This window comes from Granulicella rosea, assembly GCF_900188085.1.
In the GTDB taxonomy this organism is placed as follows: Bacteria; Acidobacteriota; Terriglobia; order Terriglobales; family Acidobacteriaceae; genus Edaphobacter; species Edaphobacter rosea.
On sequence record NZ_FZOU01000002.1, the window covers coordinates 349148 to 374526 of the forward strand.

Annotated in this window: 20 protein-coding genes and 3 tRNA genes; 12 read left to right on the forward strand and 11 right to left on the reverse strand. The window is 64.0% G+C overall.

Annotated features, from left to right (window positions below; all coding sequences use genetic code 11):
- Nucleotides 1-70: 70 nt before the first annotated feature.
- From CHB87_RS07520 to CHB87_RS07540, 5 genes are all read left to right on the forward strand, one after another.
- Nucleotides 71-787: an HAD family hydrolase gene (locus CHB87_RS07520; protein ID WP_089407796.1), complete on the forward strand. Its 717-nt coding sequence runs from the start codon at nucleotides 71-73 to the stop codon at nucleotides 785-787.
- A 127-nt stretch (nucleotides 788-914) separates the two neighbouring features.
- Nucleotides 915-3602, forward strand: a complete 2688-nt coding sequence (locus tag CHB87_RS07525; protein ID WP_142988265.1) for a sensor domain-containing protein — start codon at nucleotides 915-917, stop codon at nucleotides 3600-3602.
- A gap of 122 nt (nucleotides 3603-3724) precedes the next feature.
- Nucleotides 3725-3809: transfer RNA gene (locus tag CHB87_RS07530), tRNA-Leu, on the forward strand.
- A 55-nt stretch (nucleotides 3810-3864) separates the two neighbouring features.
- The gene (gene secG, locus CHB87_RS07535; RefSeq protein ID WP_089407798.1) at nucleotides 3865-4185 is read left to right on the forward strand and encodes a preprotein translocase subunit SecG; all 321 of its coding nucleotides are present in this window, start codon (nucleotides 3865-3867) and stop codon (nucleotides 4183-4185) included.
- A gap of 116 nt (nucleotides 4186-4301) precedes the next feature.
- The gene (locus tag CHB87_RS07540) at nucleotides 4302-4940 is read left to right on the forward strand and encodes an MBL fold metallo-hydrolase (RefSeq protein ID WP_089407799.1); all 639 of its coding nucleotides are present in this window, start codon (nucleotides 4302-4304) and stop codon (nucleotides 4938-4940) included.
- A gap of 66 nt (nucleotides 4941-5006) precedes the next feature.
- On the opposite strand, the gene CHB87_RS07545 is transcribed toward CHB87_RS07540, so the two are convergent.
- A complete protein-coding gene (locus CHB87_RS07545) occupies nucleotides 5007-6167 on the reverse strand; it encodes a pyridoxal phosphate-dependent aminotransferase (protein WP_089407800.1) in 1161 nt (386 codons plus the stop codon).
- Nucleotides 6168-6212: 45 nt separating this feature from the next.
- On the opposite strand from CHB87_RS07545, the gene CHB87_RS07550 reads away from it, so the two are divergent.
- Together CHB87_RS07550 and CHB87_RS07555 are read left to right on the forward strand one after the other, a co-directional pair.
- The gene (locus CHB87_RS07550) at nucleotides 6213-6842 is read left to right on the forward strand and encodes an HAD family hydrolase (protein ID WP_089407801.1); all 630 of its coding nucleotides are present in this window, start codon (nucleotides 6213-6215) and stop codon (nucleotides 6840-6842) included.
- 129 nt (nucleotides 6843-6971) lie between these two features.
- Nucleotides 6972-12770, forward strand: a complete 5799-nt coding sequence (locus CHB87_RS07555; protein ID WP_089407802.1) for a beta strand repeat-containing protein — start codon at nucleotides 6972-6974, stop codon at nucleotides 12768-12770.
- A gap of 7 nt (nucleotides 12771-12777) precedes the next feature.
- Here the strand turns inward: CHB87_RS07555 and bshA are convergent, their stop codons facing one another.
- From bshA to CHB87_RS07570, 3 genes are all read right to left on the reverse strand, one after another.
- Nucleotides 12778-13941 carry an N-acetyl-alpha-D-glucosaminyl L-malate synthase BshA gene (gene bshA, locus CHB87_RS07560; RefSeq protein WP_089407803.1) on the reverse strand — a complete coding sequence of 388 codons (1164 nt, stop codon included), beginning with the start codon at nucleotides 13939-13941 and terminating at the stop codon, nucleotides 12778-12780.
- Nucleotides 13942-13943: 2 nt separating this feature from the next.
- Nucleotides 13944-14888, reverse strand: coding sequence for a ChbG/HpnK family deacetylase (locus CHB87_RS07565; protein ID WP_089407804.1), 945 nt, complete (start codon nucleotides 14886-14888; stop codon nucleotides 13944-13946).
- Between the two features lie 24 nt (nucleotides 14889-14912).
- Nucleotides 14913-14989, reverse strand: a tRNA-Val gene (locus tag CHB87_RS07570).
- A gap of 275 nt (nucleotides 14990-15264) precedes the next feature.
- Here CHB87_RS07570 and CHB87_RS07575 point away from each other — a divergent pair.
- Nucleotides 15265-15341 (forward strand) — tRNA-Asp (locus tag CHB87_RS07575).
- An 87-nt stretch (nucleotides 15342-15428) separates the two neighbouring features.
- Here the strand turns inward: CHB87_RS07575 and CHB87_RS07580 are convergent.
- Nucleotides 15429-16781 carry a sensor histidine kinase gene (locus CHB87_RS07580; RefSeq protein ID WP_089407805.1) on the reverse strand — a complete coding sequence of 451 codons (1353 nt, stop codon included), beginning with the start codon at nucleotides 16779-16781 and terminating at the stop codon, nucleotides 15429-15431.
- A 50-nt stretch (nucleotides 16782-16831) separates the two neighbouring features.
- Between CHB87_RS07580 and ribA the strand changes: the two genes are divergently transcribed.
- Nucleotides 16832-17470, forward strand: coding sequence for a GTP cyclohydrolase II (ribA, locus tag CHB87_RS07585; protein WP_089408122.1), 639 nt, complete (start codon nucleotides 16832-16834; stop codon nucleotides 17468-17470).
- 29 nt (nucleotides 17471-17499) lie between these two features.
- On the opposite strand, the gene CHB87_RS07590 is transcribed toward ribA, so the two are convergent.
- The 6 genes from CHB87_RS07590 to CHB87_RS07615 are packed head-to-tail and all read right to left on the reverse strand — an operon-like array spanning nucleotide 17500 to nucleotide 21750.
- The gene (locus CHB87_RS07590; RefSeq protein WP_142988266.1) at nucleotides 17500-18033 is read right to left on the reverse strand and encodes a hypothetical protein; all 534 of its coding nucleotides are present in this window, start codon (nucleotides 18031-18033) and stop codon (nucleotides 17500-17502) included.
- A gap of 10 nt (nucleotides 18034-18043) precedes the next feature.
- Nucleotides 18044-18574 carry a DinB family protein gene (locus CHB87_RS07595; RefSeq protein ID WP_245817873.1) on the reverse strand — a complete coding sequence of 177 codons (531 nt, stop codon included), beginning with the start codon at nucleotides 18572-18574 and terminating at the stop codon, nucleotides 18044-18046.
- Nucleotides 18575-18589: 15 nt separating this feature from the next.
- On the reverse strand, nucleotides 18590-19477 hold the full coding sequence (locus CHB87_RS07600) for a glycine betaine ABC transporter substrate-binding protein (RefSeq protein WP_245817874.1): 888 nt from the start codon (nucleotides 19475-19477) through the stop codon (nucleotides 18590-18592).
- Between the two features lie 41 nt (nucleotides 19478-19518).
- Nucleotides 19519-20148, reverse strand: a complete 630-nt coding sequence (locus CHB87_RS07605) for an ABC transporter permease (RefSeq protein WP_089407809.1) — start codon at nucleotides 20146-20148, stop codon at nucleotides 19519-19521.
- A complete protein-coding gene (locus CHB87_RS07610; protein ID WP_245817875.1) occupies nucleotides 20148-20891 on the reverse strand; it encodes an ATP-binding cassette domain-containing protein in 744 nt (247 codons plus the stop codon). The genes CHB87_RS07605 and CHB87_RS07610 overlap by 1 nt, the downstream gene beginning before the upstream one ends.
- A 16-nt stretch (nucleotides 20892-20907) precedes the next feature.
- Nucleotides 20908-21750: an AAA family ATPase gene (locus CHB87_RS07615; protein ID WP_425432468.1), complete on the reverse strand. Its 843-nt coding sequence runs from the start codon at nucleotides 21748-21750 to the stop codon at nucleotides 20908-20910.
- Nucleotides 21751-22201: 451 nt separating this feature from the next.
- On the opposite strand from CHB87_RS07615, the gene gap reads away from it, so the two are divergent.
- The 3 genes from gap (at nucleotide 22202) to CHB87_RS07630 (ending at nucleotide 25373) form a co-directional block, all read left to right on the forward strand.
- On the forward strand, nucleotides 22202-23209 hold the full coding sequence (gap, locus tag CHB87_RS07620; RefSeq protein WP_089407811.1) for a type I glyceraldehyde-3-phosphate dehydrogenase: 1008 nt from the start codon (nucleotides 22202-22204) through the stop codon (nucleotides 23207-23209).
- 80 nt (nucleotides 23210-23289) lie between these two features.
- Complete coding sequence (locus CHB87_RS07625) at nucleotides 23290-24648, forward strand: hypothetical protein (RefSeq protein WP_089407812.1); 1359 nt, start codon at nucleotides 23290-23292, stop codon at nucleotides 24646-24648.
- Nucleotides 24649-24731: 83 nt separating this feature from the next.
- Nucleotides 24732-25373: a pyridoxamine 5'-phosphate oxidase family protein gene (locus CHB87_RS07630; protein WP_089407813.1), complete on the forward strand. Its 642-nt coding sequence runs from the start codon at nucleotides 24732-24734 to the stop codon at nucleotides 25371-25373.
- Nucleotides 25374-25379: the final 6 nt, after the last annotated feature.

The following is a 25379-nucleotide window of genomic DNA, read 5'->3' on the forward strand; positions in this document are numbered from 1 at the left end:
CCGTCCCGTGTCCTCGAAAGCCTGAGTCTACCACCCGCTCTTATGCACAGAGCCCTTTTATACTGATCGAGTGACCGCCCAAAATGCAGACCGGCTCCTCTCTCAGACCCTCTTCTTCGACGCGGACGATACGCTCTGGGAGAACAATATCTACTTCGAGCGCGCGATCGCGGCCTTCATCTCCTACCTCGATCACCGCGTCCATACGCCGGAGGAGGTTCGCGAGCACCTGAACGTCTGCGAGCGCGCCACGATCGCAGAGCATGGCTACGGCCTGCAGAGCTTTCGCCGCTCGCTGATCGCCTGCTTCGAGCGCCTCTCCAGCAGTCCGGTGACTCCGGAGAAGCATGCCCGCATCGTCAGCTTCGCGAACTCCATCGCGGAGGCGGAGATCGAACTGCTGCCCGGCGTCGGCGCCACGATCGCGGAGCTGGCCACGCGCCACCGCGTCATCCTCGTGACCAAGGGCAATCTGGAGGAGCAGACCGATAAGCTGAAGCGCTCCGGTCTTGCGGCGCACTTTGCCGCGGTCGAGGTGCTCGCCGAGAAGAATACCGAGGCCTACCTCGAACTGATCGAGCGCCACGCCTGCGAGCCGGCCTGCACCTGGATGATCGGCAACAGCCCCCGCTCGGACATCAATCCGTCGCTCGCGGCAGGCATCAACGCCATCTTCATTCCGCACGATTTTACCTGGGTGCTCGAGCACGAGACCGTCAACCCGGCGCCCGAAGGCCGGGTGCTGCTGGAGCTGCCGGCCTTCAGCGACCTGCTCTATCGCTTCTAATGTGACCGCAGGTTACCAAAGAAGGTGTTGTACCACCAGAGTTGCAGACCGCCCTCGCCAAGCGGTACATACCGGACGCCCCACCCCGCCTACACTTGAAATTCAGGGCAAGTAAGCGGAGACTTTAGTGGATTCAGCAGTTGAGAGCAGCGTGTTGCAGGGGCCGGGCGAGCTCTCTTCCTTTCGGAAGCTGAGCCTTCGCCTGGTGGGTTTGCCCGCGCTGGTCTGTCTGTTGCCGGCTCTTGCAGTCTGGATGCGCGGCGGTCTGCGGCTCTCGCACTCCTACCTCTGGCACTTCCAGAGCCACTCGCTCTTCGCGCTCCACTTCTTCTCCGACCTGGCCATCTTTGTTTCCTACCTGTTCATCGCGGCGATTCTGCTGCTGAGGCTGCGGCGGGAGTGGTCGAGGCTACGCGCCAACTGGGTCGTACCCTTCTTCGTGCTCTTTCTCGCTGCCTGCGCCTTCACCCAGGTCGTCGACATGCTGGAGCTGTGGCGTCCCTTTCTGTGGGTTGCGGGCGCGCTGAAGCTCGTCACCGCCGTCGCCTCCATCATCACGGTGGCGACCCTGCCGCCGATTCTGATGAAGCTGCACCGCGTGCTGGAGTCCTCCGACCGTTCGCGCCTGAACGCCGAACGTTTTCGCGCCGCGGCCGAGAGCAGCCTCGACGCCTTCTATATTCTCGACAGCGTGCGCGACGACGCAGGCCAGATCGTCGACTTCCGCTTCGTCTACCTGAACGACAACGGCGCGCGTATGACCACCTACGACCGCGACTCTCTGTTAGGCAAATACATCTGCGAGGTCATCCCGGTCAACCGTACGGGCGGCTTCTTCGACCACTACAAGCAGGTGGTCGAGACCGGCGTCCCGATGGACTATGAGTTCCCCATCTCGTCGCCGGAGACGACCTGCAACTGGATGAGCTCGCGCGTCGTCCGGGTCGGCGACGGTGTCGCGCTGACCTGCCGCGATATCTCCGCGCGCAAAGAGGCCGAGCGGGAGCTGCACAACAATCTCGATACGCTGCGCGTCTCCGAGTCCGAGCATCGCTCGTTCAGCGACCGGCTGCAGCTCGCCAATCAGGTCGCGCAGGTCGGCGTCTGGGAGTGGGATCTCGCGACCGACCACCTCATCTGGGACGACACCATGACCCAGCTCTACGGCATCGAAAGCCTCCCGGTGATCGAGTACGACCGCTGGCGCCAGATGGTCCACCCATCCGATCGGCCCGAGGTCGAATCCGTCCTGAAGAGCGTCATCTCGAACGGTAAGTCGGCCAGCGTGGACTTCCGCATGTTTCGCGCTGACGGCGCCGTGCGCTATATCTCTTCCTCGCAGGGTGTCGTGCGCGATCCCTCCGGGCGGGTGACGCGCGTGGTTGGGGTCAACGTCGACGTAACCGACCGTCGCGTCGCCAACGCCCGCATCTCGCACCTCGCGCACCACGACGCCTTGACCGGTCTGCCCAACCGCGAGCTGCTGCAGGACCGCCTGCGCGTCTGCCTGGATCGCTCCAAGCGCTTCAAGACCCGGCTCGGCGTGCTCGTCATCGACATCGACCACTTCAAGAAGACGAACGATCACCTCGGCCATCGCCAGGGCGACGAGGTGCTGAAGATCGCCGCCACCCGGCTGAAGGCGCAGTTCCGCAGCGTCGACACGGTCGGCCGCCTGGGCGGAGACGAGTTCGTCGCCGTCCTGCCCGACCTGCAGAGCGTGCAGGACGCCCGTCGCCTCGGACAGAAGGCGCTGGTCGCCCTGCATGAGCCGATCACCATCGCCGGGCAGGAGATCCGCATCACCGCCAGCATCGGCATCGCCACGTTCCCGGACGGCGGCATGGACCCCGACCTGCTGCTGCACAACGCCGACACGGCGATGTACTTCGCCAAGTCCGCCGGACGCAACAACCTGCAGATTTTCACCGAAGAACTGGACGACGCGGCCGCGCGCAAGAACCGCATGGAAGATGCGCTGCGCCTGGGCATCGCAAACGGCGAGTTCGAACTCTTCTACCAGCCGCAGGTCTCGCTCCAGAACCACACCGTCACCGGGGTCGAGGCGCTGATCCGCTGGAACTCCGCCACCCTCGGCGTCGTGCTTCCGCTGGAGTTCATTCCCCTCGCCGAGGAGACCGGCCTCATCGTCGCCATCGGAGAGTGGGCGCTCAAGACCGCCTGTAACGACGCGATCAAGATTCAGCGGATGGTCGATCACCCGGTCACCATGGCCGTCAACCTGTCGCCGCGCCAGTTCGAGCAGGACAACCTCTCGCAGCGCATCGAGCTCATCCTTGCCGAAAGCGGCCTTGCGCCCAGCCTGCTCGAGATCGAACTGACGGAGAACATGCTGGTCAGCGACACGTCCGACGCGCTCGCCATCCTCAACCGCATCCGCAATCTCGGCGTGCGGCTCTCGATCGACGACTTCGGCACCGGCTTCTCCAGCATGTCGTACATCGTCAAGTTTGCCATCGACCGGTTGAAGATCGACCGCTCCTTCATCTCCGCCTCGGTCAACGATCTCTCCTGCCGCACCGTCACCAAGGCCATCATCGGACTGGCGCGCGACCTGAAGATCGAGGTCGTCGCGGAGGGCGTCGAAGACGAGGAGCAGCGCGCATTCCTCGCGCGGCTGGGCTGCGACGACGGCCAGGGCTATCTCTTCTCGCGCCCCAGAACCATCGCCGAACTGCCCGCCACGCTGCGCGGCCTCGAAGAAAAAGCCGCTCGTCATCGCCTGGGCGGGTTGCCGAAGGCATGGCCGGCCGGACCGTTCCTGATCGATACGGAGCCCTCGCGGACGGCGTAACGGCTGCCTCAGAAACTGTGCATAACCCGGTTTGGAAAAGCCCGTCGCGAATGCTATACTCATTTTCAGGATTGCACGTCACACCTGTTCCCCACGAACCAGATTCCAAGGGCAGGCCTCATGCGGAGGTGGCGAAATTGGCAGACGCACTAGCTTGAGGTGCTAGCGCCGCAAGGCATAGGGGTTCAAGTCCCCTCCTCCGCACCAATCCGAACTATTCCCGCCTTGCAGAAGGTTACCGAAGGATTTAGCCCCGCCTCCTATGACAGCTCTTCTTTATCTTCTCGTGGTTCTGCATGTCATCATCAGCCTGTTCCTGATTGGCGTGGTTCTCCTCCAGCAGGGCAAGTCCGCCGATCTCGCAGCAGCCTTCGGCGGTCAGGGTTCGCAGACCGCCTTCGGTCCCCGCGGCGCGGCCAACCTACTCACCAAGCTGACCACCTATGCGGCGGTCTTCTTCATGGTCACCTCCATCGGCCTCACCATTCTGATGGCCCGCACCGGCTCCGACCACTCGGTCCTCTCCGGCATGAGCGGCAAGGCCAAGACCACGCAGACCACCCCGGCTCCGGCCAAGAAGTAACTCAACTTTCGAGATCGACCCAATGCACAAGCTCCGGCTTGTGCATTTTGCTTTTCCTGTTTGCCCTCCTTTGAAGGCTCTGCTGTTTCTTTCGCTCTTGATACCCAGGTGAGCCCATGATCCATGAAGTCCTCCGCGTCGGCGCGCTCCAATGCAACTGCAGCATCCTCGGAGACGAGACCTCCCGCGAGGCGATCGTCGTCGATCCGGGCGACGACATCCCGAAGATACTCGCACTGCTGGCAAAGCACCGCCTGACTGTCCGGCAGATCCTCATCACCCACGCGCATATCGACCATATCGCCGGGGCGCAGCGGCTGAAGCAGGTCACCGGGGCGCCTATTTTTTATAACCAGGCCGACCTGCCGCTGGTCGCCATGATGGACATTCAGGCGGGTTGGCTCGGTCTACTCACGCCGCCCGAGGTTTTGCCGCCCGACGCCGATCTTGCCGATCTGCAGACCGTCACGATCGAAGGTCTCTCGGGCACGGTCCACCACACGCCGGGACACACCGAGGGCAGCATCTGCCTGCATCTCCCCGCCCATGGCCTGCTCATCGCGGGCGATACCCTCTTCGCTGGCAGCGTGGGCCGCACCGACCTGCCCGGCGGCGATATGAAGAAGCTGCTCAGCTCGGTTCACGAGCGGCTGCTCACCCTGCCGGACGACACCGTCGTCATTCCCGGTCACGGCAGTCGCACGACGATCGGCGAGGAGCGCGAGCACAATCCATTTCTTGTGAAGCGGCGCTAGTTTATTTATCAATCAGTTAGCCGGAACAGCTCAACCGGAGGACGACCTGCCTGCTTGCCGGGTTAATCAATTAGGTTCAAAAGCCCTGCGCAACTCCATGATCCCAGCGCGGAACTCCTCCAACGGCCCCAGCAGGCTGATGACCACCCGGCTTCGCTCCCGCATCCCGTAGAACGAGCCGGAGTGTACGACCACGCCAAACTCCGCAATCAGTCGCACCAGCAGCGACGCAGACGATTCAAGGTCCGGCAGCCGTACCACGGCGCACCAGCCTGCCTCCGGCGTCAGCACCTCGAACCCGGCGGACGTCAGCAGCTCCAGATTCGCACGCACCCTTTCGAGAATGTGCTCCTGAATTCCCTGCCGTTCCCGCAACCACGCGGGCATCGCCAGTTGCACCGGCGCGTTCATCGAGAGGAAGGTATCGGCGACGATCTCCAGCCGCCCGAGCGCCCCTCGCCGGACCGCCTCCGGGCCGAACGCAGCCAGCCATGCAGCCTTCATCTGCGGCAGCCCGCAGATCTTGCTCAGTCCGCTGACCACGAAGGTCAGCGCCGCGTGCGGTCCCTGCGCAAAGCTGTCGATCGGTCCGTCGAGTCCGTAGTCCACAAAGACCTCATCCACGATCAACGCCAGGCCGTGCCACGCACAAAGCTCCTCGAGCCGCGTTCTTTCGAGTGCGCGCGTCGCGTGGCCGGTCGGGTTGTTCGGATGCACAAGCAGCACGGCCCGCGTGCGTGGGCCGATCGCGGCTTCCAGAGCGGCGAAGTCGATCCACCAGCCGAAGTCGTAGAACAGCGGGTACGGCTTCAGCCGCACGTCGTCGAGGTCGGCGAGAAAGTCGAAGAGTGGATAGCTCGGCTGGGCGACCAGCACCTCGTCGCCGGCGTCGCACAGCAACCGGAAGAGGTAGCTGTAGGCCTCGCTCGTGCTCGTCGTCAGGATGACGTCGTCCGGATCGATCTGCGCGTCGTGGTCGGCGTAGTACGCAGCGACCGCCTCGCGGGCCACTCGCATCCCGCGTGGGTCGGGGTCGTAGAGCATCGCCGCGGGCTGCGCCAGCGCGCCAAGCACCGCCGCCTCGTCGTACGCGAAGCCGCAGGCCGTGGGGTTCGAAAGCGTCAGATCGTGGATGCGCCGGCCGGATGCGCGTGCGTGGCGCACCTCTTCGGCGAGTGCGCTTTCGCGGGTGTCCCAGTTCGTGCGTGTTGAAAATCGTGCCTTCACCCCTTCATCTTAACGGCTCGCCGATCCCCTACAATAAGTCCATCCATGTCCTCCGTTCACGCAGTTCTCTTCGACTACGGCCTTGTCCTTTGCGGGCCGCCCGACCCCGCCGCCTGGGCTCGGATGCGCGCCATCACCGGTTTCGACGAGCCAACGCTCCAGAAGGCGTATTGGACGCCGCGCCATGAGTATGACCGAGGCACGTACACCGGCCAGGGCTTCTGGCTGGAAGCGGGTCGCATCGGCGGCGTCGCGCTCTCCGATGCGCAGGTTGAGGAACTCATCGAAGCCGACACCGATCTTTGGACGCAGCCCAACCAGCCGATGATCGACTGGGCCGCCCGGTTGCAGGCCGCAGGCGTCAAGACCGGCATCCTGTCCAACATCGGAGACGCGATGGAGATTGGGGTTCGCGCGCGCATGCCTTGGCTCGCGGCCTTCGCGCACCATACCTTCTCGCACAACCTCAAGCTGGCGAAGCCCGAGCAGGCGATCTATCGCCATGCGGCCGAGGGCCTCCGCACCGCCCCGGAACACATCCTCTTCATCGACGACAAGCCCGAGAACGTCGCCGCCGCGCATGAGGCCGGAATGCAGGCCCTCCAGTACACGGACCACGCGGTCTTCCTGCGGGAGCTGGCTACGCTCGATCCAGCCAACCTTTGGACGTCTTGAATTCCCATTCTGGGACACATCGCCACACCAACGTTCCACATTCGTACCGAACCGACCGCACAACCACCCCAGAACCGTGGATAGTGAAGGACAGGCTGCAACCTGGGCAACGCCGCAGCCAACACCACCATGACGATTCCCGCGCCTCTTCGCCGACGCCCCCTGCTCCAGCTTCTCCTGTTGTTTGCCGCGCTGACCCTGACGGCGGACGCGGCGGCTCAGCAGCTTGCCTTCGCGGGTCTTCGCTCGGCCGCGCAGCAGGGACAGTTCAATGCGGTTCAGACGGATGCGGCCGGTAACCTCTACCTGCTGCTGGACGAGAAGGATGGCGTTCGACTGCTCAAGACCGACAACGCCGCCCAGACGGTTCTGGCGCAGGCGAAGCTGGGCGCCGCCGGCGACATCGGCCTCGCCATGGCGCTCGACCCCAGCGGAAACGTCTACATCGCCGGGACGACGACCTCGACCACGCTGACCGCGACCGCCGGAGCGGCCATCACCACGCGCGCCGACGGCTCGACCAACACGTTTGTGGCGCGTTTCGATGCGAGCCTCAACCCCGTCTTCGTCACGCTGGCCGGAGGGAGCCGGATCGTTCCCACCGGCATCGCCGCCACGGCGGACGCGGTCTTCATCACGGGCTTCACCTACGGCGCGAACCTGCCCGTGACCGCCTCCGCCATCCAGCAGGCCCCGGCCTACGCGAGCTCGCAGAATGGCTTTGCCGAGCGATTCAACTCGGCCGGAAGCCAGCTCGTCTACGCCACCTATCTCTCCGGCGCCAACGGAGACACCGCGCCCGCGGCCATCGCCGCCGACGCATCCGACAACGCCTACATCGCCGGCGAGACCTCCGCTACCGGATACCCCACAGTCGCCGCCGTCGTCCCGGCGATGCTCGGCAGCCCGTCGGGCTTCCTGACAAAACTGACCCCCGCCGGAGACGGGATCGCCTTCTCCACGTTTATCCCCGGCTCCGGCATCACGTCGGTTGCGGTTGGGGCGAACGTCCTTGCTCTCGCTGGCGGCGTCTCATTCGGGCAGTTCCCTATCGATACGGTCACGGCGCCGCTCGTTCCGGCGACCTGGCAGGCGCTGGTCCGCATGCCGCTCGACGGCTCCACGGTCCTTTCCTCCACGGCGATCGCGCCCGGCGCGCAGACCTCGGTGGCCTTCGCTCCGGATGGAACGCTCTGGGTCGACGGCGTATTCTCGGCGCCGCTTCTTCCCGTTGCGGCGCCTGCGAGTGTCGGCCAAGCCTTCGCGGCGCACGTGAATGCGCAGAGCCAGGTCGACCGGACGGCCCGGCTCGGCGGACTGCCGAACGGCAACCCCAGCTTCGCCAGCCTGCCGATCGTGGTGACATCGTTGGGGATCGATCCCGCCGGCGAGCCGCTTGTCGCGGGCGGAGTCCAGCCGACCGCCGGTTCGAGCCTGCTCGCGACCCAGACCTACGATCTGCCGCTGCTGAACGCGCCGACTGCGGCTCTTCCTTCGACGCTGCGTTCCGCCATCCCCGCCACCGCAAGCTGCAACGGCAGCCTCTGCCCCGGCTACGCGGCCTATCTCGCGAAGCTCAATCCAGCCGGGACGGCTCCCGCTCTCGCGCTCTCGGTCGACGCGGCCCCGTTCGTCACCCTGCGGAACCTCGGCACTGCTGTGGCGACCGGCCTGCAGATCGCCGCAACCGGACCGGCCGTCCTGGGGAGCAGTTGCGGCACGACTCTCAACTCCGGCGCCGAATGCAGCGTCCTGTTGAACACGACCGCAGGAAGCCTTACGGTATCCGCCGCCAACGCCGGCTCGCAGACGGTGACCATTCCGGCAAGCACAGCGCCCGCAAGCACCATCCTCTTCGCTCCTCGAGAGATCGACTTCGGCATCCAGAGCTCAACCAGTCCGGCGGCGACCCGCACGGTGACGGTTACGAACCTCGGCCAGCAGAGCCAGAGCTTCCCGTCGAACCTCGACAGCTCGGCCAAGACCGCCTCCCCTTTCACACAGACCTCGACGGACTGTACTTTGTCCACAGCCAACACCTACACGCTCCCCGCCGGCGGTTCGTGCCACATCACACTCGCCTTCACCGCGCTTTCGACCTCGGTCAGCGACGGTTTCCTGCAGGCTCAGTGGCTGATCGGCGCGCGGGACGTCGTGCTCACCGGATACACGCAGGCCGCGGCGCTCTCCGTCTCCTCGACCGAGATCGACTTCGGCACGCAGATCGGCGGCGGTCTGCGTCTGCCACGCTACCTTTACCTATCGAACAACTCGGCCAGCGCAGTCGCTCATACGGCGGTCACTCTGCCCGCAAGCTCGCCCTTCACGGTGGCCGATGCCTGTCCCGCGACGCTCGCCCCGGCCAGCGTCTGCCGCATCCAGCTCAACTATCTCTCCTCTGTCGCCACGTCGACCGATTCGGTGACCATGGCGCTCGACGATGGGATCAGCGTCCTCGTGACCGGGCAGACGCTGCCGGCGAAGACGGGTACGGCCACGAGCGTCAATCCGAACCTGACCGTGACCCCCGTGTCCGTCAGCTTTGCCAACGCTGTGCCGGTCACCGGCGTATCGAATTCTACCCAGACGGTCGGCATTGCCAACACCGGCGCCTCGTCTTTTACGCTGAACCTTGCGCTTTCGGGGGACTTCACCGACTCGACCAACTGCGGCGCGACGCTGGCTGGCGGCGCCTCCTGTTCGGTCGTCGTCAGCTTCGTCCCCGGCCAGCCGGGTACGCGCGACGGGCTGCTCGCCGTCACAGCCGGGGCCAACACGACGCCCGCTTACACGACACTCACCGGCTCGGCGACGGCCATTCTGCCGGCAAACAATGGCACGCTTGCCTTCGGCTCGGAGCCGGTTGGACAGCCTACGGTCCAGTGGTACAAGATCTCGCAGCCATTCAGCGCGCTGACCGCGACGACGACCGGCCCCTTCGCGGTCCTGCTGGTCGAAGACACCGGCTACGGCCACGGGCAACCGTCAACCGCCGCCTACACCAACTCCGCCGCCGGAAGCTGTCTGAACTGCTACCTCGGCCTGGAGTTCACCCCGACGGCGACTGGAGTGCAGACCGGCTCCCTCAGCCTCAGTTCGGCCAGCGGCGGCAACCCCTACGTGCTGGCGCTTACGGGAACCGGAACCGCCTCGACCGGACTCATTCTCACACCGCTTGCGCAGGACTTTGGGACGGTCGCGCTCCACAGTCGAAGCGCGCCCGTGCTCTTCCAGTTGACGAACGCGACCACGGCTCCCGTCACGCTGCCGGCGCCTGCGGTCACCGGCGACTTCGTCCAGAGCACGGCCCCGAGCGGCGGACAGACCTGCGCCGCCGGACCGCTTGCCGCGGCGGCGACCTGCTACCTGCAACTCGCCTTCGTCCCGACGGCGACCGGAGCGCGCAGCGGAACGCTTACCTTCGGGACCTCCAGCGGGACCGTCGCTTCGACCCTCACAGGATTCGGCGGCGCCGATCCGGGCGTCTCGTTCAGCCCGGTCTCGCTTACGTTCCTGAATGTCCCGAGCGCGGCGGCGACTGTCCAGACCATCACCATCGGCAATACGGGTACGGCTTCGATCCAGATCGGCGCGCCGACTACATCGACCACGAGCTTTGCCGTCGCCTCCACCTGTTCGACGCTGGCGGCGGGAGCGACCTGCGGCGTCCAGGTCACCTTTACTCCATCAACCGCGACGGTAGCCGACACACTGCAGATTCCCGTCACGACCGCAAGCGGATCGGCCACCTACACCGTACCGCTCAGCGGCGCCTACACCAGCGAGAACGCCGGGCTGCAGATCCTGCCGCTCCAGATGGAGTATGGCCCGCAAGCTGTAGGCAGTGAAAGTGTTGCGCGCCAGATCACGATCACCAACCTGACCGCGAAGTCGCTGACGCTGAACGTTGTGCTGCCCCGCCAGTTCGTCCTTACCGGGTCGGCGTGCGCGGGCCTGGCGCCGAACGCGAGCTGCAGCTTTCCCGTTGCGTTTCTGCCGCTGACCAACGGCGATGTTCCCGGCACGATCTTCGCCCAGGGCACGCCGACGGATAGCTCCGCAACGCTGAACGGCATCGGTTATGTCGAGGGCTATGGCGTCGGCACGGCCACGCTCGCGCTGCCCCTGGCTCTGGGGGCGGCCAGGTTGGTCAACTTTGGACAGGTTGTCAGCGGCCAGACCCTGACCGCTCTGCTGACCCTAACGAACACCGCCGCCACGCCGTTGACCGTCCGCCGTATCACCAGCCAGGCGCCGTTCTTCACCACCACCACCTGCGGCGCGACCCTCGCGCAGGGGCAGACCTGCACGGCCAGCGTGGTCTACACCCCCATCAATCAGGTCGCGACCGGGACGACCTCGCCCGCGACTACAAACGATGCGGGCGTGCTCGTCATCGAGAGCGACGCGGCCTCCAGTCCGGATACGGTCACACTTGCGGGTTCGGCGCTGCCTATCGCCGTCGCCAGTCCGGTCAATGTCACTCCGCTCGCGACCTTCGCGGTCTCGCAGAGTTCGCTGACCTTCGCGAGCACGCAGGTGGGCAAGGCCTCCGCACCGCAGGTCGTCACGCTCTCGAACACAGGCACGAGCACGATCCATATCCTCAGCCTGCAGACGACCACCGACTTTTCGCTGCAGAGCGCCTGCGGGACGCTCGTCGCCGGCTCAAGCTGCAATGTCACCGTGACCTTTCTGCCACAGTCCACCGGGACGCACGCCGCCGCGCTTGAGATCGGCTCGGACTCGGTCACGCCGCTGGAGTTCGTCAGTCTGCTCGGCCCGGCTACGCCGTCGTCGCTCGCGCTCAGTCCGGCTGTGCTGGCCTTCGGCCTCGTTCCGGTTGGAACCACCGTCACCCTTCCCGTGCAGGTGACGAATCAGGGCACAACGCCCATCGTCTTCGCAGCCGTGACCGTGACCGGCGATTACGCGGTCTCCGGCAACTGCCCGGCCGCCGGTGCGTCGCTCGCAGCAGCAGCGACCTGCACGCTCCAGGTCGCGTTTTCCCCAACTGCCGAGGGCGCGCGGAGCGGCACACTCAGTGTGGGTTCTTCGGCCAGCGTGTCGCCGTTGACCGTGCCGCTGACGGGTACGGGCGGTCTGGCTCATCTGCTGGTCGCTCCCGGCGCGCTCGCCTTCGGCAGCCTCTCGCTGGGGCAATCGACCAGCCTGACCGTGACGCTGACGAACACCGGCGCGATCCCGCTGCGGAGTCTTGCCCTGTCGACCACGGGAGATTTCAGCATCGCGGTTCCCTGCGGCGCGACCAGCCTTGCGGCGGGCGCATCCTGCACCGTTCAGGTAAACTTTACCCCGACCGTGGTCGGCCCGCGGACCGGCGTCCTGACGATCGTGAGCACGGACAGCGGCTCGCCCGCCAGCATTCCGCTTACCGGAACGGCAGTCGCCGGCGGAGGCTTTACCCTGACGGTCGATGGCGGCGCCAGCTCTTCGGCCTCGGTTTCGAGCGGCAATCCGGCGACCTACCAGCTCGTCCTTACGCCGACCGGCGGCTTCACCGGCACGGTCGCGCTCACATGCAACCCGGTTGCAGCGGCGGCGTACGCGAGTTGCTCGCTCCTTCCACCAAGCCTGACGCTGGCAGGCTCGGCGCAGACCTCGGTCGCGACCATCAACACGATTACCTCGGTCGCGGCGGCGCCGGCCGGACGTCCTACCGGCGTTCTGCTCTGCCTGCTGGCGCCGGCTGTGCTGCTTGCCTGGCGCCGGCGGGCGCGGCTATTCCTGCTCGCGATGATGGTCGGCGCGATGCTGGGAGCGCTCGGAGGCTGCGGCGGCGGTAGCCCCGCCAATCCGCATCTCCGCTATACCCCGGCCGGGAGCTATCAGTTTCAGATCACCGCCAGCTCGACTGCCGGACCGTCGATCGTCCAGAGCGTCAATGTCACGCTGACGGTTCAGTAGCGCCAGCCTACCTGGCCAGAACCCGCTCATAGTAGCTCTCATAGTGCGGAATGATCCGGCTGGCGCAGAACTTATCCTGAGCCGTCTTGCGTGCGGCGTTCGCCATCGCAAGCAGCCGGTCTTCGTCGTTCAGCAGCGAGATCGCCGCCGCAGCCATCGCTTCCACATCGCCGATGGGAAAGAGATAACCGTTCACGCCGTCTTCGATCAGCTCCGGAACGCCGCCCACCTGGGTAGCGATCGCCGGCACGCGGCAGGCCATGGCTTCGAGCGCCGCCAGCCCGAAGGACTCCATCTCCGACGGCATGATCATCAGGTCGGCCAGCGGCAGCAGTTCGTTGACGTTGTCCTGCTTGCCCAGAAAGTGGACGCGATCCTGAATGCCATGTTTGCGCGCCAGATACTCGGCGGTCGACCGGTCCGGGCCATCGCCGATCAGCATCAGTCGCGATGGAACCGACTTCGCCACGCGCGCGAAGACCTCGACCACGTCCTGAACCCGTTTGACGGGGCGGAAGTTCGACAGGTGGACGATCAGCCGTTCGTTCGCCGCGGCGTAGCGCGGACGCATCGCGGCGACCAGTTCCGGGTCGCGCTTGTAGACGTCGCAGTTGACGAAGTTGCGGATGACCTCGATCGGGCTCTCGATGGTGAAGGCCTGGTGCGTGCGATCGCGCAGATAGCTCGAGATCGCGGTTACGCCGTCCGACTGCTCGATGCCGAACTTCGTGATCGGCAGGTACGACCGGTCGAGTCCTACCAGCGTGATGTCCGTGCCGTGAAGCGTCGTAATGAACGGCAGCGTCAGCCCGCGGTCGGCCAGCATCTGCCGCGCCAGGTACGCCGAGACCGAGTGCGGAATGGCGTAGTGAACATGTAACAGGTCGAGCTGATAGAACTCGGCCACCTCGGCCATCCTAGTCGCCAGCGCCAGGTCGTACGGCGGATGCTCGAAGAGTGGGTAGTGATAGACCTCCACCTGATGAAAGTGGATATTGGCCTCACGTCCGGTGAGCCGGAATGGCGCAGACGAGGTGATGAAGTGGATCTCGTGCCCGCGTGCGGCAAGCTCGATGCCAAGCTCGGTGGCGACCACGCCGGAGCCGCCATAGGTGGGATAGCAGGTGATGCCAATCTTGAGCGGACGAGGGCAGGGGTGAGGCAAATCCATGGCTAAAGCACGCTTTCATAACCGGTGTTGGGTCGGTGCTGCCCGGACTCGCGCAGCAGTCCAGTCACGCCGAGGTTCCCGTAGTGGATGAGTTCGGGAGCGTTTGGTTGCTGAAGAATCTCAGGCACGACTGTGAGCAGGGCTTCGCGCTCGATGTCGCGCGTCTCGCGCAGCCGGGTGTGAATCATGTCCAGCGCCGCGTCGTTGTATCCGGGGTGGCAGCAGAGCTCGTAGAGGCTGTTTTGTTCGGATGGCTGGGTGAGCGAGCCGAGCAGGCTGCGCAGGCGGTCGGCGTCGAGCGTGCCCGTGGCGGCGATGCCCAGGGTGCCGTCCGTGGTGAGGATGTCAGCGGACTTCAACTGCGGCAGCAGCCGGAACTGCGGCTGAAACCTCCGCAGCAGGCGGATCTGGGTGCGGCGGATGAACGGCGTGCGCTTCCCTTGCGCGTCGGTTTCGATCGGGCCGAAGGGGTTGCGCACGGCGGTCACTCCGCAGCGCTGCGCCACGTGGAGCAGAGGCTCGGCGATCGCTGGGAAGAGGTGCGTGTGTTTGTGCGTGTCGACGTGGGTGACGTCGATGCCGGCGCGCTGCAGCCTCTGAATCTGCGCCTGCACCTCGCGCGCGACGTCTCGCGGATGCACCGTGCCGCGCAGGACCGCCTGCACGAAGTCCAGCAGCGATGGGCGAAAGGTCTTGCCATCGGCGCCGAGCAGCGACGGGATCGACTCCGGATGCGAGACGGGGATATCGTCGACCAGTACGATGTGGCAGCCGACGCCGAGGCCGGGATTACGCAGCGCAATGCGCACGGCGTCGTCGAAGGCGCTGCCGGTCGCCATCAGCGTCGTGGAATGCACGACGCCTGCCCGGTGCAGCTCTTCGATGGCGCGATTGATACCCGTGGTCAGCCCGAAGTCGTCAGCGTTGATGATGAGGCGCGCGGGCATGTACGGGTTGTCGAGGTGGGAAAATGGTGGGCAGAGAGGGATTCGAACCCCCGACACCCTCGGTGTAAGCGAGGTGCTCTAACCAGCTGAGCTATCCGCCCGGTCCAGTAGTACGTTTGGGCCAACCCCAGTGTAGGGCAGTCGGGCCAAGGATGCAACGCCGGAGGAATCCACAACTTTTCTGTCGCATACGGTGTGCAAACTCGCACAAACCGTTGTTCGATCTGATAGACTCAGTCTTGTAGTCGAGAGCGCGTCACCGAGTGGGAGCGAACATCCTCCGCCGGAAGAGCGCAGGCTGACTTGGTAGATTTGCGAGTAGCCAATACTTCGAATCTATGTGACAGTAGTATCTGGATTGCTTCAAACGCAATTTGGGGACGTAGCTCAGTTGGTTAGAGCGCTGCCCTGTCACGGCAGAGGTCGCGGGTTCGAGCCCCGTCGTCCCCGCCATAAACTCCTGAGAGTTTACGGCAACAAACAAGAGTATGTTTGATCGAGGGCGCTGAATACAGCGCCTTTTTCGTGTTCCCACGACTCTTATCGTAGCGCTGTTCCGTCGCGATTGCCGCCCCATCCGCCTCCACCTTCCATCACCGGCATCATCAGCGTGACGCGCGTGCCTCTTCCCGGGCTGCTCTGCACCGTTACTTCGGCGCCGATGCCGTAGAGCACCTCCATCCGTTCGCGAACGTTCCTCATGCCGATGCCGGTTCCCCGCTGTCCGACCGCGCGACCCAGGCTGACTTTTCCGTTGGGAGGCATCCCGATACCGTCGTCTTCGACCTCGATCGTCAGACGGCCGTCGTCGGTGATGCGGCTGCGCAGCGTTACCGTGCCTCCGCCGATCCTCGGTTCGAGTCCGTGCTTGATGCTGTTTTCAATCAGCGGCTGCAGCAGCATGCTGGGCACGACGATGGATAGCGTCTCCGGCGCTATCTCCTTCACCACGCGTAGTTTATCGCCGAAGCGAACCACCTCGATGTCGAGATAGTCGTCGGTGAAGGCGAGCTCGTCCGAGAACGGCACGAAGGCCTCGCGATCCTTCAGGAGCATGCGCAGGATGTTGGCCAGCTTGACGATCATCTCGCGCGCCAGCTCGGGCTTCGACCGGACCAGCGAGGTGATCGAGTTGAGCGTGTTGAAGAGGAAGTGCGGATTGATCTGGCGCTGCAGCGCGTCCAGCCGGGCCTCGAGCAACAGGCGCGACTGCTCCTCGAGCTTTTGCTCGATGCGAATCTGGTTCCAGATCTTCAAAGGAATGCCGACTACGACCGGCGCGCAGACGCAGATGGCGAGTTCCACAAGCCATGATGGGGAGTACAGCCCGAAGAGCCAGTGTGGGCGAAAGTGCGACAGCAGGCTGGTTCCGAAGGCGACCAGCGTGATCAGCACCAGAAGCAGAATCTGGCGGTCGAGCTGCGGCTTCTTGAGGTTGCGCGTAAACCAGCGATAGATGCTGAGGTCGACCAGCGGGGAGAACGACCAGACGTCTTCCGGGTTGGCGAAGTTGCCGAAGGCTCCGGCAAGCGCGCCGACGAGGAGGTTCACCGGCAGCGACCAGATCTCGAAGTGCAGCAGCGCGGGCAGGGCCAGCGCCGCGCCGCCGGCCATCGCGGAGAGTGGTCCGACCAGCACGCCGAGCAGAATGACCGTCTCGATCGAGAGATCGGCCGCCAGAAAATTCGGCACACGCACGCGGATCGCCACGCCGAGCACCAGCGGCACGCAGATCCATGCGACCAGCCGGAAGGTCTCGCGCGCCGAGCGGTATGGCGCAAGGAGCAGCCGTTTGAAAGTGTTCGACCGCGCCAGCGAGCTGGAGACCGCGGCGGCGACGCCCAGCTTGACCAGCAGCGTAATCAAAATCAGACTGGATGCGACCTGAGCCATCTATCCTTACTCTAATCTGCATGACGCAGTTCGAAACGTATAATCAGACGATGCCTTTTCTCGCCGTACGCAAGCTGGCCGACGCCGATTTTCCCACCCGCTGGGGACACTTTCGCATCCTGGGGTTCGAAGGTGTGGTCGCCAATCCGGAGCCATGCAACGATGTAACGCCCGCCCCGGCGACTCGGATCGAGTCCGCTGTCGCCCTGGTGATGGGGGATATCCACTCCGCGCCGCCGATCGTTCGTATTCATTCGCAGTGCCTTACCGGCGATGTCTTCCACTCGCTGCGTTGCGATTGCCACGACCAGTTGCATCTCGCCCTGCGTACAATCTCGGAGGCCGGTTCAGGCATCCTGCTCTACGAGCAGCAGGAGGGACGCGGCATCGGCCTGATGGCGAAGCTGCGCGCCTACGAACTGCAGGACAACGGACGCGACACCATCGAGGCCAACCTGGAGCTTGGGTACAAGGCGGACTGCCGCCACTTCGAGCTGCCGGCCGAGATTCTGAAGCTGCTCAAGGTGCCCGCGGTACGCCTGATCACGAACAATCCCGAGAAGGTCGAGGCGCTGGAGGTGGCCGGTGTGCGGGTGGTCGAGCGGCTTTCGGCCGTCGTTGCCAGCGACCCGAACAGCGAGTTCTATCTGCAGACCAAGCGTGAGAAGATGGGGCATCTGGTCGGGTAGCCGGTCTGCCAAGGTAAGCCGCAGCAGCTCTATTGCGGCGGCGCCAATTCGAACTGCACTGTATTGGTACGCAACCATTTGCCAGACCCATCCTGAGGGCCCGATTGATCGTAAACTTCCATGTACACGGTGTACCTTCCCGGCACGCTGAAATTGTAGAATTTTGTTAAATCGTACATGCGATCGTTTGACGATTCAGGCGCAATATCGATGCCGTAGTTCGGTCCATCGACGAGAGTCGGACCATCTCCTGAACGATAATCACCGTATAGATGGCGATGCCACTCCGTTTTCGGAAGCTCACTGTCTTTGTCCTCAACATGGACTCGGAAAAGATGCGAAGCTATCGACCAACTAATTTGCTGGTGGCTTGAATTCTTAAATGTAAGGAAGACTCGGGGCTTCTGACCTATCGGTATATGGTCTTTCTCTATCGCTAGCCTTATTGCCACCAAAGGCGCCTGGTGAGCGACCGAAGCAGCCTGAGCGTGCATGAACATGCTCTGGGGAGCGAACAAAGCGATTGCCGTCATGGAAAGCGCGGAATTGCGAAATCGTAGCATGACATCTCCTTTACTGCGAGGTTGGCTGCTCCCACTCCTCGGGCATCAGCAGGATGCTGCGCTGCTGCATCGCCGCGACCAGCTTGGCTGTGGTGACCATCTGTCCGGAGTGGCGCTGGGTGTGTTCGGCACAGTGGATGAGCAGACCGCCGACGGTGCTCGGCAGGGACTCCCGTCCGACTCCGCGCGAAATCTCATAGGCGCCGGGCTGAATCCTGCGGATGCGCGCAGCAGCGGTCGCCATGCCGATCTCGAATTCGGCAAAGAGTTCGGCGCGCGAGGCCGGCACGGTGTGCTCGGTGCGGAGATCGGCCATCTGACCGGGACTCAACGGCGAGCCTTCGAGGTATGTCAGCAGGCGGTCCAGGCTGCGCACAGTGTGAAGCATATGGAAGCTCACCGACGGCAGATCGAACGGACACTCGGTGAGTTGCTGAAGCGACAGCTCCACACACCAGCGGCTGCAGTCCTCCTCGGCCAGCAGCAATGCGTGCAAGACCTGCCGCCGCACCGCATCGACCTCCGTTAGCGTACCTCTCAACCAAGGCTCAACCATCTAAAATCCCTTCTGCCGCCGATATGCGCGGACGACCTCTTCGACATCGCGATGCTGGCCATCGACCGCATCGTTCATTGCCTGCATCTCCCCGGCCGAGACCTTCCCCGCCATGCGATCGAGCGCCGTTTGTATCTCTGGATGGGTCCGCAGGGAGTCCTCACGGAAGAGCGGCACGGCCTCATACGGCGGGAAATAATGCAGGTCGTCTTTCAGTACGCTGAAGCCAAGAGACCGGATGGCTCCATCCGTAGAATTACCCGCCACAATGTCAACCTGGTTGGACGCGAGCGCTCGATAAAGCAAGCCCAGGTCCATCACTCTTTGTCGCTTATCGAATACAAGATGATACCGCTGGATTAAACCAGCCAGTCCGTCGGGGCGCGACTGAAACTCGTACCCCACACCCAGCCGCCATGGCTGCCCCGGCGCCGGGGTGAGCCGCGCGACATCGGAGATCGTCCGCACGCCCAGCCGCTTCGCGTCGCTGTCCCGTATGACCATGGCAAAGGTATCCTCGAAGCCGAGTGGAGCTTCGGCGCGAACATGGTAACGCTGCTCGTACATCGTCCGCACGTTCGCGAGCACACGCGTGGCGTCGCGGTCGAGCGGTTGCTTCAGCACCGCGGACAGGGCGGTGCCGGTGTATTCGACATAGCCATCGATGCGCCCGCTGATCAGCGCCTGATGGCAGAGATAGCTGCCGGCAAGATAGAACCGGCGCTCCACGCGCTGCGGTCTTCCCTCTTCGGCCGAGACTGCCTCAATCTCCTGCGCGACAAGCTCTCCCAGCACGACCTGCTCGGTGAAGTTCTTCGCGCCGATCGTGATGCGCGAGGAACGCGGCGGAGCGCAGCCCAGCAGAAGCGAAAGTGTGCCCCAGATCACGCCTGCTATGAACCCTGAGCCTCGGACCCGGAACGCTTGCATCACCGCCGCACCGCCACGCGCTTCTCGATGAAGCCGAGCAAGGCGTCCGCGACCAGGGCGAGCAGCGCCGCCGGTATGGCTCCTGCAAGTACAAGGCCGTTGTCGACGCTCGCCACGCCGCGAAAGATAAGTTCGCCCAAACCACCGGCTCCAATGGCCGCCGCGATCGTCGCCACCCCCACGCAGGTTACGGTCGCGGTCCGCAGCCCGGCAAGGATGACGCTTGAGGCCAGCGGCAGCTCCACCTTTGTCAACCGTTGCCAGCCCGTCATGCCCATCGCCCGCGCGACGTCGATCAGCGCCGGATCCACGCTGCGGACCCCAGCGTAGGTATTGCGCAGGATCGGCAGCAGCGCGTAGCCGGTAAGCGCGAGGATGGCGAGACGCGCCGCGTTTTCGCCCAGGAACGGCACCGGCAGCAGCAGGCCGAAGAGCGCGAGGCTCGGGATGACCTGCACGACGTTGGCGAAGGCGATCGCCGGACGCGCGGCCCACTCGTACCGCGTGAGCAGCACGCCTGCCGGAAGCCCGATCGCGATGGCCAGCAGCATGGCGAAGCCCGTAAGCCACAGATGTTCGAAGCTGAGGCGGGCGATCTCGGCGCCATGCTGATGCAGGAATACGCCCATCAGCGCACCGCCCGGTGGACCGCATTGACATACGCCTGCACATGCGGATTCTCTGACCGGAGCACCTCGCAGGCGGCAAGCTCGGCGACGAGCTTGCCCGACTCCACGAAGACGACGCGCTCGGCCAGGTAGAGCGCCTCATCCAGATCGTGCGTCACCAGCAGAACGGTCTTGCGGACGCGATGAAGAAGATCGCGCAGCATGGTCTGCATCTCCGCGCGCGTCATGGGGTCGAGCGCGCCGAAGGGCTCGTCCATGAGCAGGATGCCGGGGTCAGTGGCGAGCGCCCGAGCCAGCCCGACGCGCTGCCGCTGGCCGCCGCTCAGCTCCCACGGCATGCGGTTCGCGAAGGACGGGTCCAGTCCCGCCGAGTTCATGACGGCGGCTACACGTTCGGCGATCTCGGCAGCCGGGCGCCGGGCGAGCTCCATCGCCAGACCGGCGTTGCGCGCGACGTTCATGTGCGGGAAGAGGCCGGTCTCCTGGATGACGTAACCGATCCCCCGGCGCAGCTCCAGCAGATCCCACCCACTGGACGGCCGGCCGGAGACGAGCGTCTCACCCGAGGTCGGCATCACCAGCCCGTTCACCATGCGCAACAGCGTGGTCTTGCCGGAGCCCGAACGGCCAAGGAGTGCGGTGGTCGTTCCAGGCTCCAGACGGAGCGAGACGTCCTCCAGAAGCAGGCGGCCCGAGGGCAGCGCGTAGCTCACATTGCTGAACTCGACACTGGACTCGGGCACGTAGGCTCCTGGGAATTTACGTTGCGGCGTCGTAGTCGGCGTCCGCTCCCCACTGCTTGCCGAGCGGCTCGGCTTCATCGGTGGGCGGCACGACGAACGCGGGTACAGCCTCCGGAGCTGCCGCGACCGGCTTCGGCTCTGGCGATTCCGGCGCCACGACCGGTTCGGCGATCGGCTCCGACGGGGCCGCGCCCTTGACGCGTACGACCGTTATCTTGTCGAAGCCCTCTTTGAAGGCCGGCGGACGCAGGCGTTCCGCCATCTTCTGCATTACCTCGTCCGTGACCTGGCGGTCGCGCTTGGAGTTGCGATCCATGCATACGGCCAGCGGCACGTCGAAGAACACAGCCTGAACCTCGTAGCCGAAGCTCTTCGCCATTTTGATCCACTGCTTGCGCTCGTGCGGGCTCAGGTTGGTCGCGTCGACGTAGTTCCACGGCATCTTCGCGATCAGACGCGCACGCAGCAGGCTGCGGAGGGTCGAAAAGACGAGGCCCTGATAGCGCTGTTCGGTGATGTCGTCGAAGAGGATCGAGCGCAGCATGTCGCTCGAAAGCGGGGTGACGCCGCGGCGCTTGTACCAGGTCGTCTTGCCCGAACCGGGCAGCCCGATGGTCAGCACGACGTATCCGCGCGGGCTCTTGACCGCGGTCTGCTCGGCTGGCGGGGTTGCAAGCGAGTCCGGCTGGGTCTCGACCACGACCTTCTTCTCCGCTTCGGCCGGCGCGAATCCCTCGGGCGCCGTGAGATCGGGCTGCGACTCTTCCGGGGGGCCGCCTGCGCTCTCGCCGGCGTCGTCCACAGCGACGGCGTAGTCGGTCTGCCGATCGGCCTGGGGCGCGTCCTGTATGTCCTGCACCTCTTCGTGGGCCGAGGTTGCCGGCTCCGCGGACGCTTCGAGTTCGACCGGATCCTCAGGCCGTACGATGGGTTCTGGGTAAGTGGGCCGCAGAGGAGCTAGCTGTCCGGTGGGTAATCCCTGTCCGCTTTTTCCCGTGGACTCCGACTCATTCGGTCCACGTCTGGAACGTCTTCTCATTTTGTCCGATATCCATTCGCGCACATTGCGCATAAGTTCAAGCACCTGAAAACAATGTCTGTCGCCAGCGTGTAACACGTCCATACTACCCGCTGACACCCGGCGCGCCAATCCCCCGTTCCCCGGGGCGTACCAGAATGGATGCGGCGCGGGACAGATTTGCGCCCGCCGAACCCCGGTGATAGCCTTTCGGATGGGGATACCCGTGCGTATATCGGACTGAAAACCCCGGAACCATAGCGCATTTCAAATCGTCAGGAGCAAACTGAACATGGCAGTCAAGGTTGGCATCAACGGATTCGGCCGCATCGGCCGCAACGTATTCCGCACGGCGCTCGGCAACCCCGAGATCGATTTCGTCGCCGTCAACGACCTCACCACCCCGGCCACCCTTGCACACCTGTTGAAGTACGACTCCATCCTCGGCAACCTGAAGAACGAGATCAGCTTCGGCGAGGACTTTATCTCGGTCGACGGCAAGAAGATCAAGGTCTTCGCCGAGCGCGACCCGGCAAAGCTCGACTGGGCGTCCGTTGGCGCGGAGGTCGTTGTCGAATCGACCGGCTTCTTCACCGACGCGACCAAGGCGAAGGCTCATCTCGGATCGACCGTCAAGAAAGTCATCATCTCCGCCCCGGCAACGAATGAGGATCTGACCATCGTTCTGGGCGTGAACTCGGACAAGTACGACCCGGCGGCGCACCACGTCATCTCGAACGCGAGCTGCACGACCAACTGTCTCGCGCCGGTGGTCAAGGTGCTGCACGACACGTTCGGCATCGCCAGCGGCATCATGACGACGATCCACAGTTACACGAACGATCAGGTGATCCTCGACACGCCGCACAAGGATATCCGCCGCGCCCGCGCCGCTGCCCTTTCGATGATTCCCTCTTCGACCGGCGCCGCGAAGGCTCTGAAGCTGGTCATTCCCGCGATGTCCGGCAAGCTGGACGGCTTTGCGATCCGCGTCCCGACCCCGAACGTCTCGGTCGTCGACCTTACGTTCGTTGCCGAAAAGCCGATCTCGGTCGCCGCGATCAACGAGGCAATCAAGGCCGCCAGTGAATCGGGCGCGCTCAAGGGCATCCTTGGCTATACCGAAGAGGAGCTGGTCTCGGTGGACTTCCGTGGCGACGCCCGCTCGAGCATCTTCGACTCCAAGCTGACGAAGGTGGTCGGCACGACCGGTAAGGTGATCAGCTGGTACGACAACGAGTGGGGCTACTCCAGCCGAGTGAAAGACCTGATCCTGTTCCTGGTTGAAAAAGGTCTGTAACTTAAAACCATTCGCATTTGACGTCGCCGAACGAGCAACCCTCGTTCGGCTTCCTTTCTTCTGCTAAAAGTCGGGTGCTTATGCTGGAACGCGGATACGTGATCGACTATCGCATTCGGGCCATTGTGGTCTGCGCCGTGTTCGGCATGCTGACCTACGCGGGACGACACTTTCGCCTCGACGATGCGTACATCTACGCGCGGTACATCGACCACGCGCTGGCGGGCCGTGGGTTGGTCTTCAACGACGGCGAGCAGGTCAATGCGTTGACCTCGATCCTCGACACCTGGCTTCAACTGGCGATCGCCTATCTGGCGCACGGGCACATCCTCGTGATTCAGGCGGTTTTGAGCGGAATCTTTTTTCTCGCTGCCGCTCTCATGGCGGAGAGCCTCGTCCCACTCTCCGGCATCATCATCGCCGCCAGCTCCTACTTCTATTTCACGGTCGGGATGGAGACATCCCTATTTCTGTTTTTGCTTATGCTGACCATTCACGCATATGCGCGCGAGAAGGTAGAGTGGCTGCCGCTTCTCTGTGCGCTCACGCTGCTGACCCGCTTTGAGGGCGGAGCGCTGGTCGCGGTGATCGCGTGGCGGCTTTGGAGCACGCGGCGGCTTCCCTCGCTGCGATCCATGCTGGCGCCGGCGGTTCTGGCCGTCATCTACTTTGCGTTCAATGAGTTTTTCTACCAGCGGATCCTGCCGCAGTCGGCGAGCGCGAAGCTGGGGCAGGGATTCTCCGGCTTCTGGGGGCGCTGGCCGACTGCATTTCTGCGATTCCCCGAACTTGTCTACCGTCCCCTCGGCGGGGTCTGGACCTTCGTTCCCCTGTTACTTGTTCTTGCCTGCTTCGGAGCGTTGGACCCCCGTATGAAGAAACGCAACGAGGTCGCGGTTCCGTTCCTCTTCATCCTCGGTTGCTTTTATGTGCTCTTCAATATTCCGAACTACCACTGGTACTACGCGCCATTCCTCTACTTCTTTGCGATCTATGCGGTTCGCCTGATTCCAGATACGAAGGCCGCCACCTGGGCGACGCTGGCCCTGGTCCTGCTGCTCTTCAAGGGTAGCTTCAACTATCTTCGCGACAATGCCGTCGAAAATCCGCAGTACGCGAAGATTGGACAGTGGCTGATGCAGAATACCGCCCCCAACGAGCGTATCGCCGCGATTGAGACCGGCACCATTGCCTGGTACTGCGACCGGAACATCATCGATATCGTCGGGCTGACGACTCCGCAGAATGGAAGATTCACGGCGAAGCGAGACTTTTCTTCATGGATCAAGGACAAGCCCGACCTGATCGTCGTCCATCCGGACCTTCCTTTTGCCTGGGAAAAAGTAGCCTTCCAGAGCCCCGACTATGAATACGTCCCGGTTCATTTCGACGGAGTCTATCTGCTGCGTCGAAAGCGCACCGAGGCAAAGCTCCCCTGATCGGAATTTCTGAAACGGACGGCAACCGTTCCGAATCAAAGAATTGGCAGCGAGTCCACCTGCCGGGATCGAGCACCAAGCCGATGAGCCGTGCATTCAGCGAAATTGCCTTCACCCCCAACGTTAAAGCACTCCAGCAGCAACACGGCAGCCGCCGTCAGTACGAGCGCATGGAGCAGTCCGCGCCGGAGGACAGCGGTAAGACCCTTACCGCGAGCGAGGAGACCTTTATCGGTCTCCGCGACAGCTTCTATATGGCCTCGGTCAGCGAGACGGGATGGCCATACCTCCAGCATCGCGGCGGGCCAAAGGGATTCGTGCATATTCTCGGCCCGTCGACCCTTGGCTTCGCCGATCTGCGCGGCAATAAGCAGTACATCTCGCTCGGCAATCTGCAGCACGACGCGCGCGTGGCGCTCTTCTTCATGGACTACCCCAACCAGACGCGGCTCAAGATTCTGGGCCGTGTCGAGATCCATGAGAACGACTCCGAGGCCGCGGCGCTCATCGCTTCGCTGACGACGGGCGAACGCGGGGCCGTGCCCGAGCGGGCCATCCTGATCCACGTCGAGGGCTACGACTGGAACTGCCCTCAGCACATCACGCCGCGCTTCACCGTCGATGAGTTCGAGCAGGCGCTGGGGCCGGTGAGACTGCGGCTCGCGGAACTGGAGGCCGAGAACGCGGCTCTGCGCGAGGCTGCCGCGAAGCTGAAAACGGCATAGACTAGA

What these genes read in the sequence shown, in the direction of transcription:
- secG (WP_089407798.1), top strand. Translation starts at nt 3,865, where the DNA reads ATGACAGCTCTTCTTTATCTTCTCGTGGTTCTGCATGTCATCATCAGC.
- CHB87_RS07540 (WP_089407799.1), top strand. Translation starts at nt 4,302, where the DNA reads ATGATCCATGAAGTCCTCCGCGTCGGCGCGCTCCAATGCAACTGCAGC.
- CHB87_RS07550 (WP_089407801.1), top strand. Translation starts at nt 6,213, where the DNA reads ATGTCCTCCGTTCACGCAGTTCTCTTCGACTACGGCCTTGTCCTTTGC.
- CHB87_RS07555 (WP_089407802.1), top strand. Translation starts at nt 6,972, where the DNA reads ATGACGATTCCCGCGCCTCTTCGCCGACGCCCCCTGCTCCAGCTTCTC.
- bshA (WP_089407803.1), bottom strand. Translation starts at nt 13,941, where the DNA reads ATGGATTTGCCTCACCCCTGCCCTCGTCCGCTCAAGATTGGCATCACC.
- CHB87_RS07565 (WP_089407804.1), bottom strand. Translation starts at nt 14,888, where the DNA reads ATGCCCGCGCGCCTCATCATCAACGCTGACGACTTCGGGCTGACCACG.
- CHB87_RS07580 (WP_089407805.1), bottom strand. Translation starts at nt 16,781, where the DNA reads ATGGCTCAGGTCGCATCCAGTCTGATTTTGATTACGCTGCTGGTCAAG.
- ribA (WP_089408122.1), top strand. Translation starts at nt 16,832, where the DNA reads ATGCCTTTTCTCGCCGTACGCAAGCTGGCCGACGCCGATTTTCCCACC.
- CHB87_RS07590 (WP_142988266.1), bottom strand. Translation starts at nt 18,033, where the DNA reads ATGCTACGATTTCGCAATTCCGCGCTTTCCATGACGGCAATCGCTTTG.
- CHB87_RS07605 (WP_089407809.1), bottom strand. Translation starts at nt 20,148, where the DNA reads ATGGGCGTATTCCTGCATCAGCATGGCGCCGAGATCGCCCGCCTCAGC.
- gap (WP_089407811.1), top strand. Translation starts at nt 22,202, where the DNA reads ATGGCAGTCAAGGTTGGCATCAACGGATTCGGCCGCATCGGCCGCAAC.
- CHB87_RS07625 (WP_089407812.1), top strand. Translation starts at nt 23,290, where the DNA reads ATGCTGGAACGCGGATACGTGATCGACTATCGCATTCGGGCCATTGTG.
- CHB87_RS07630 (WP_089407813.1), top strand. Translation starts at nt 24,732, where the DNA reads ATGAGCCGTGCATTCAGCGAAATTGCCTTCACCCCCAACGTTAAAGCA.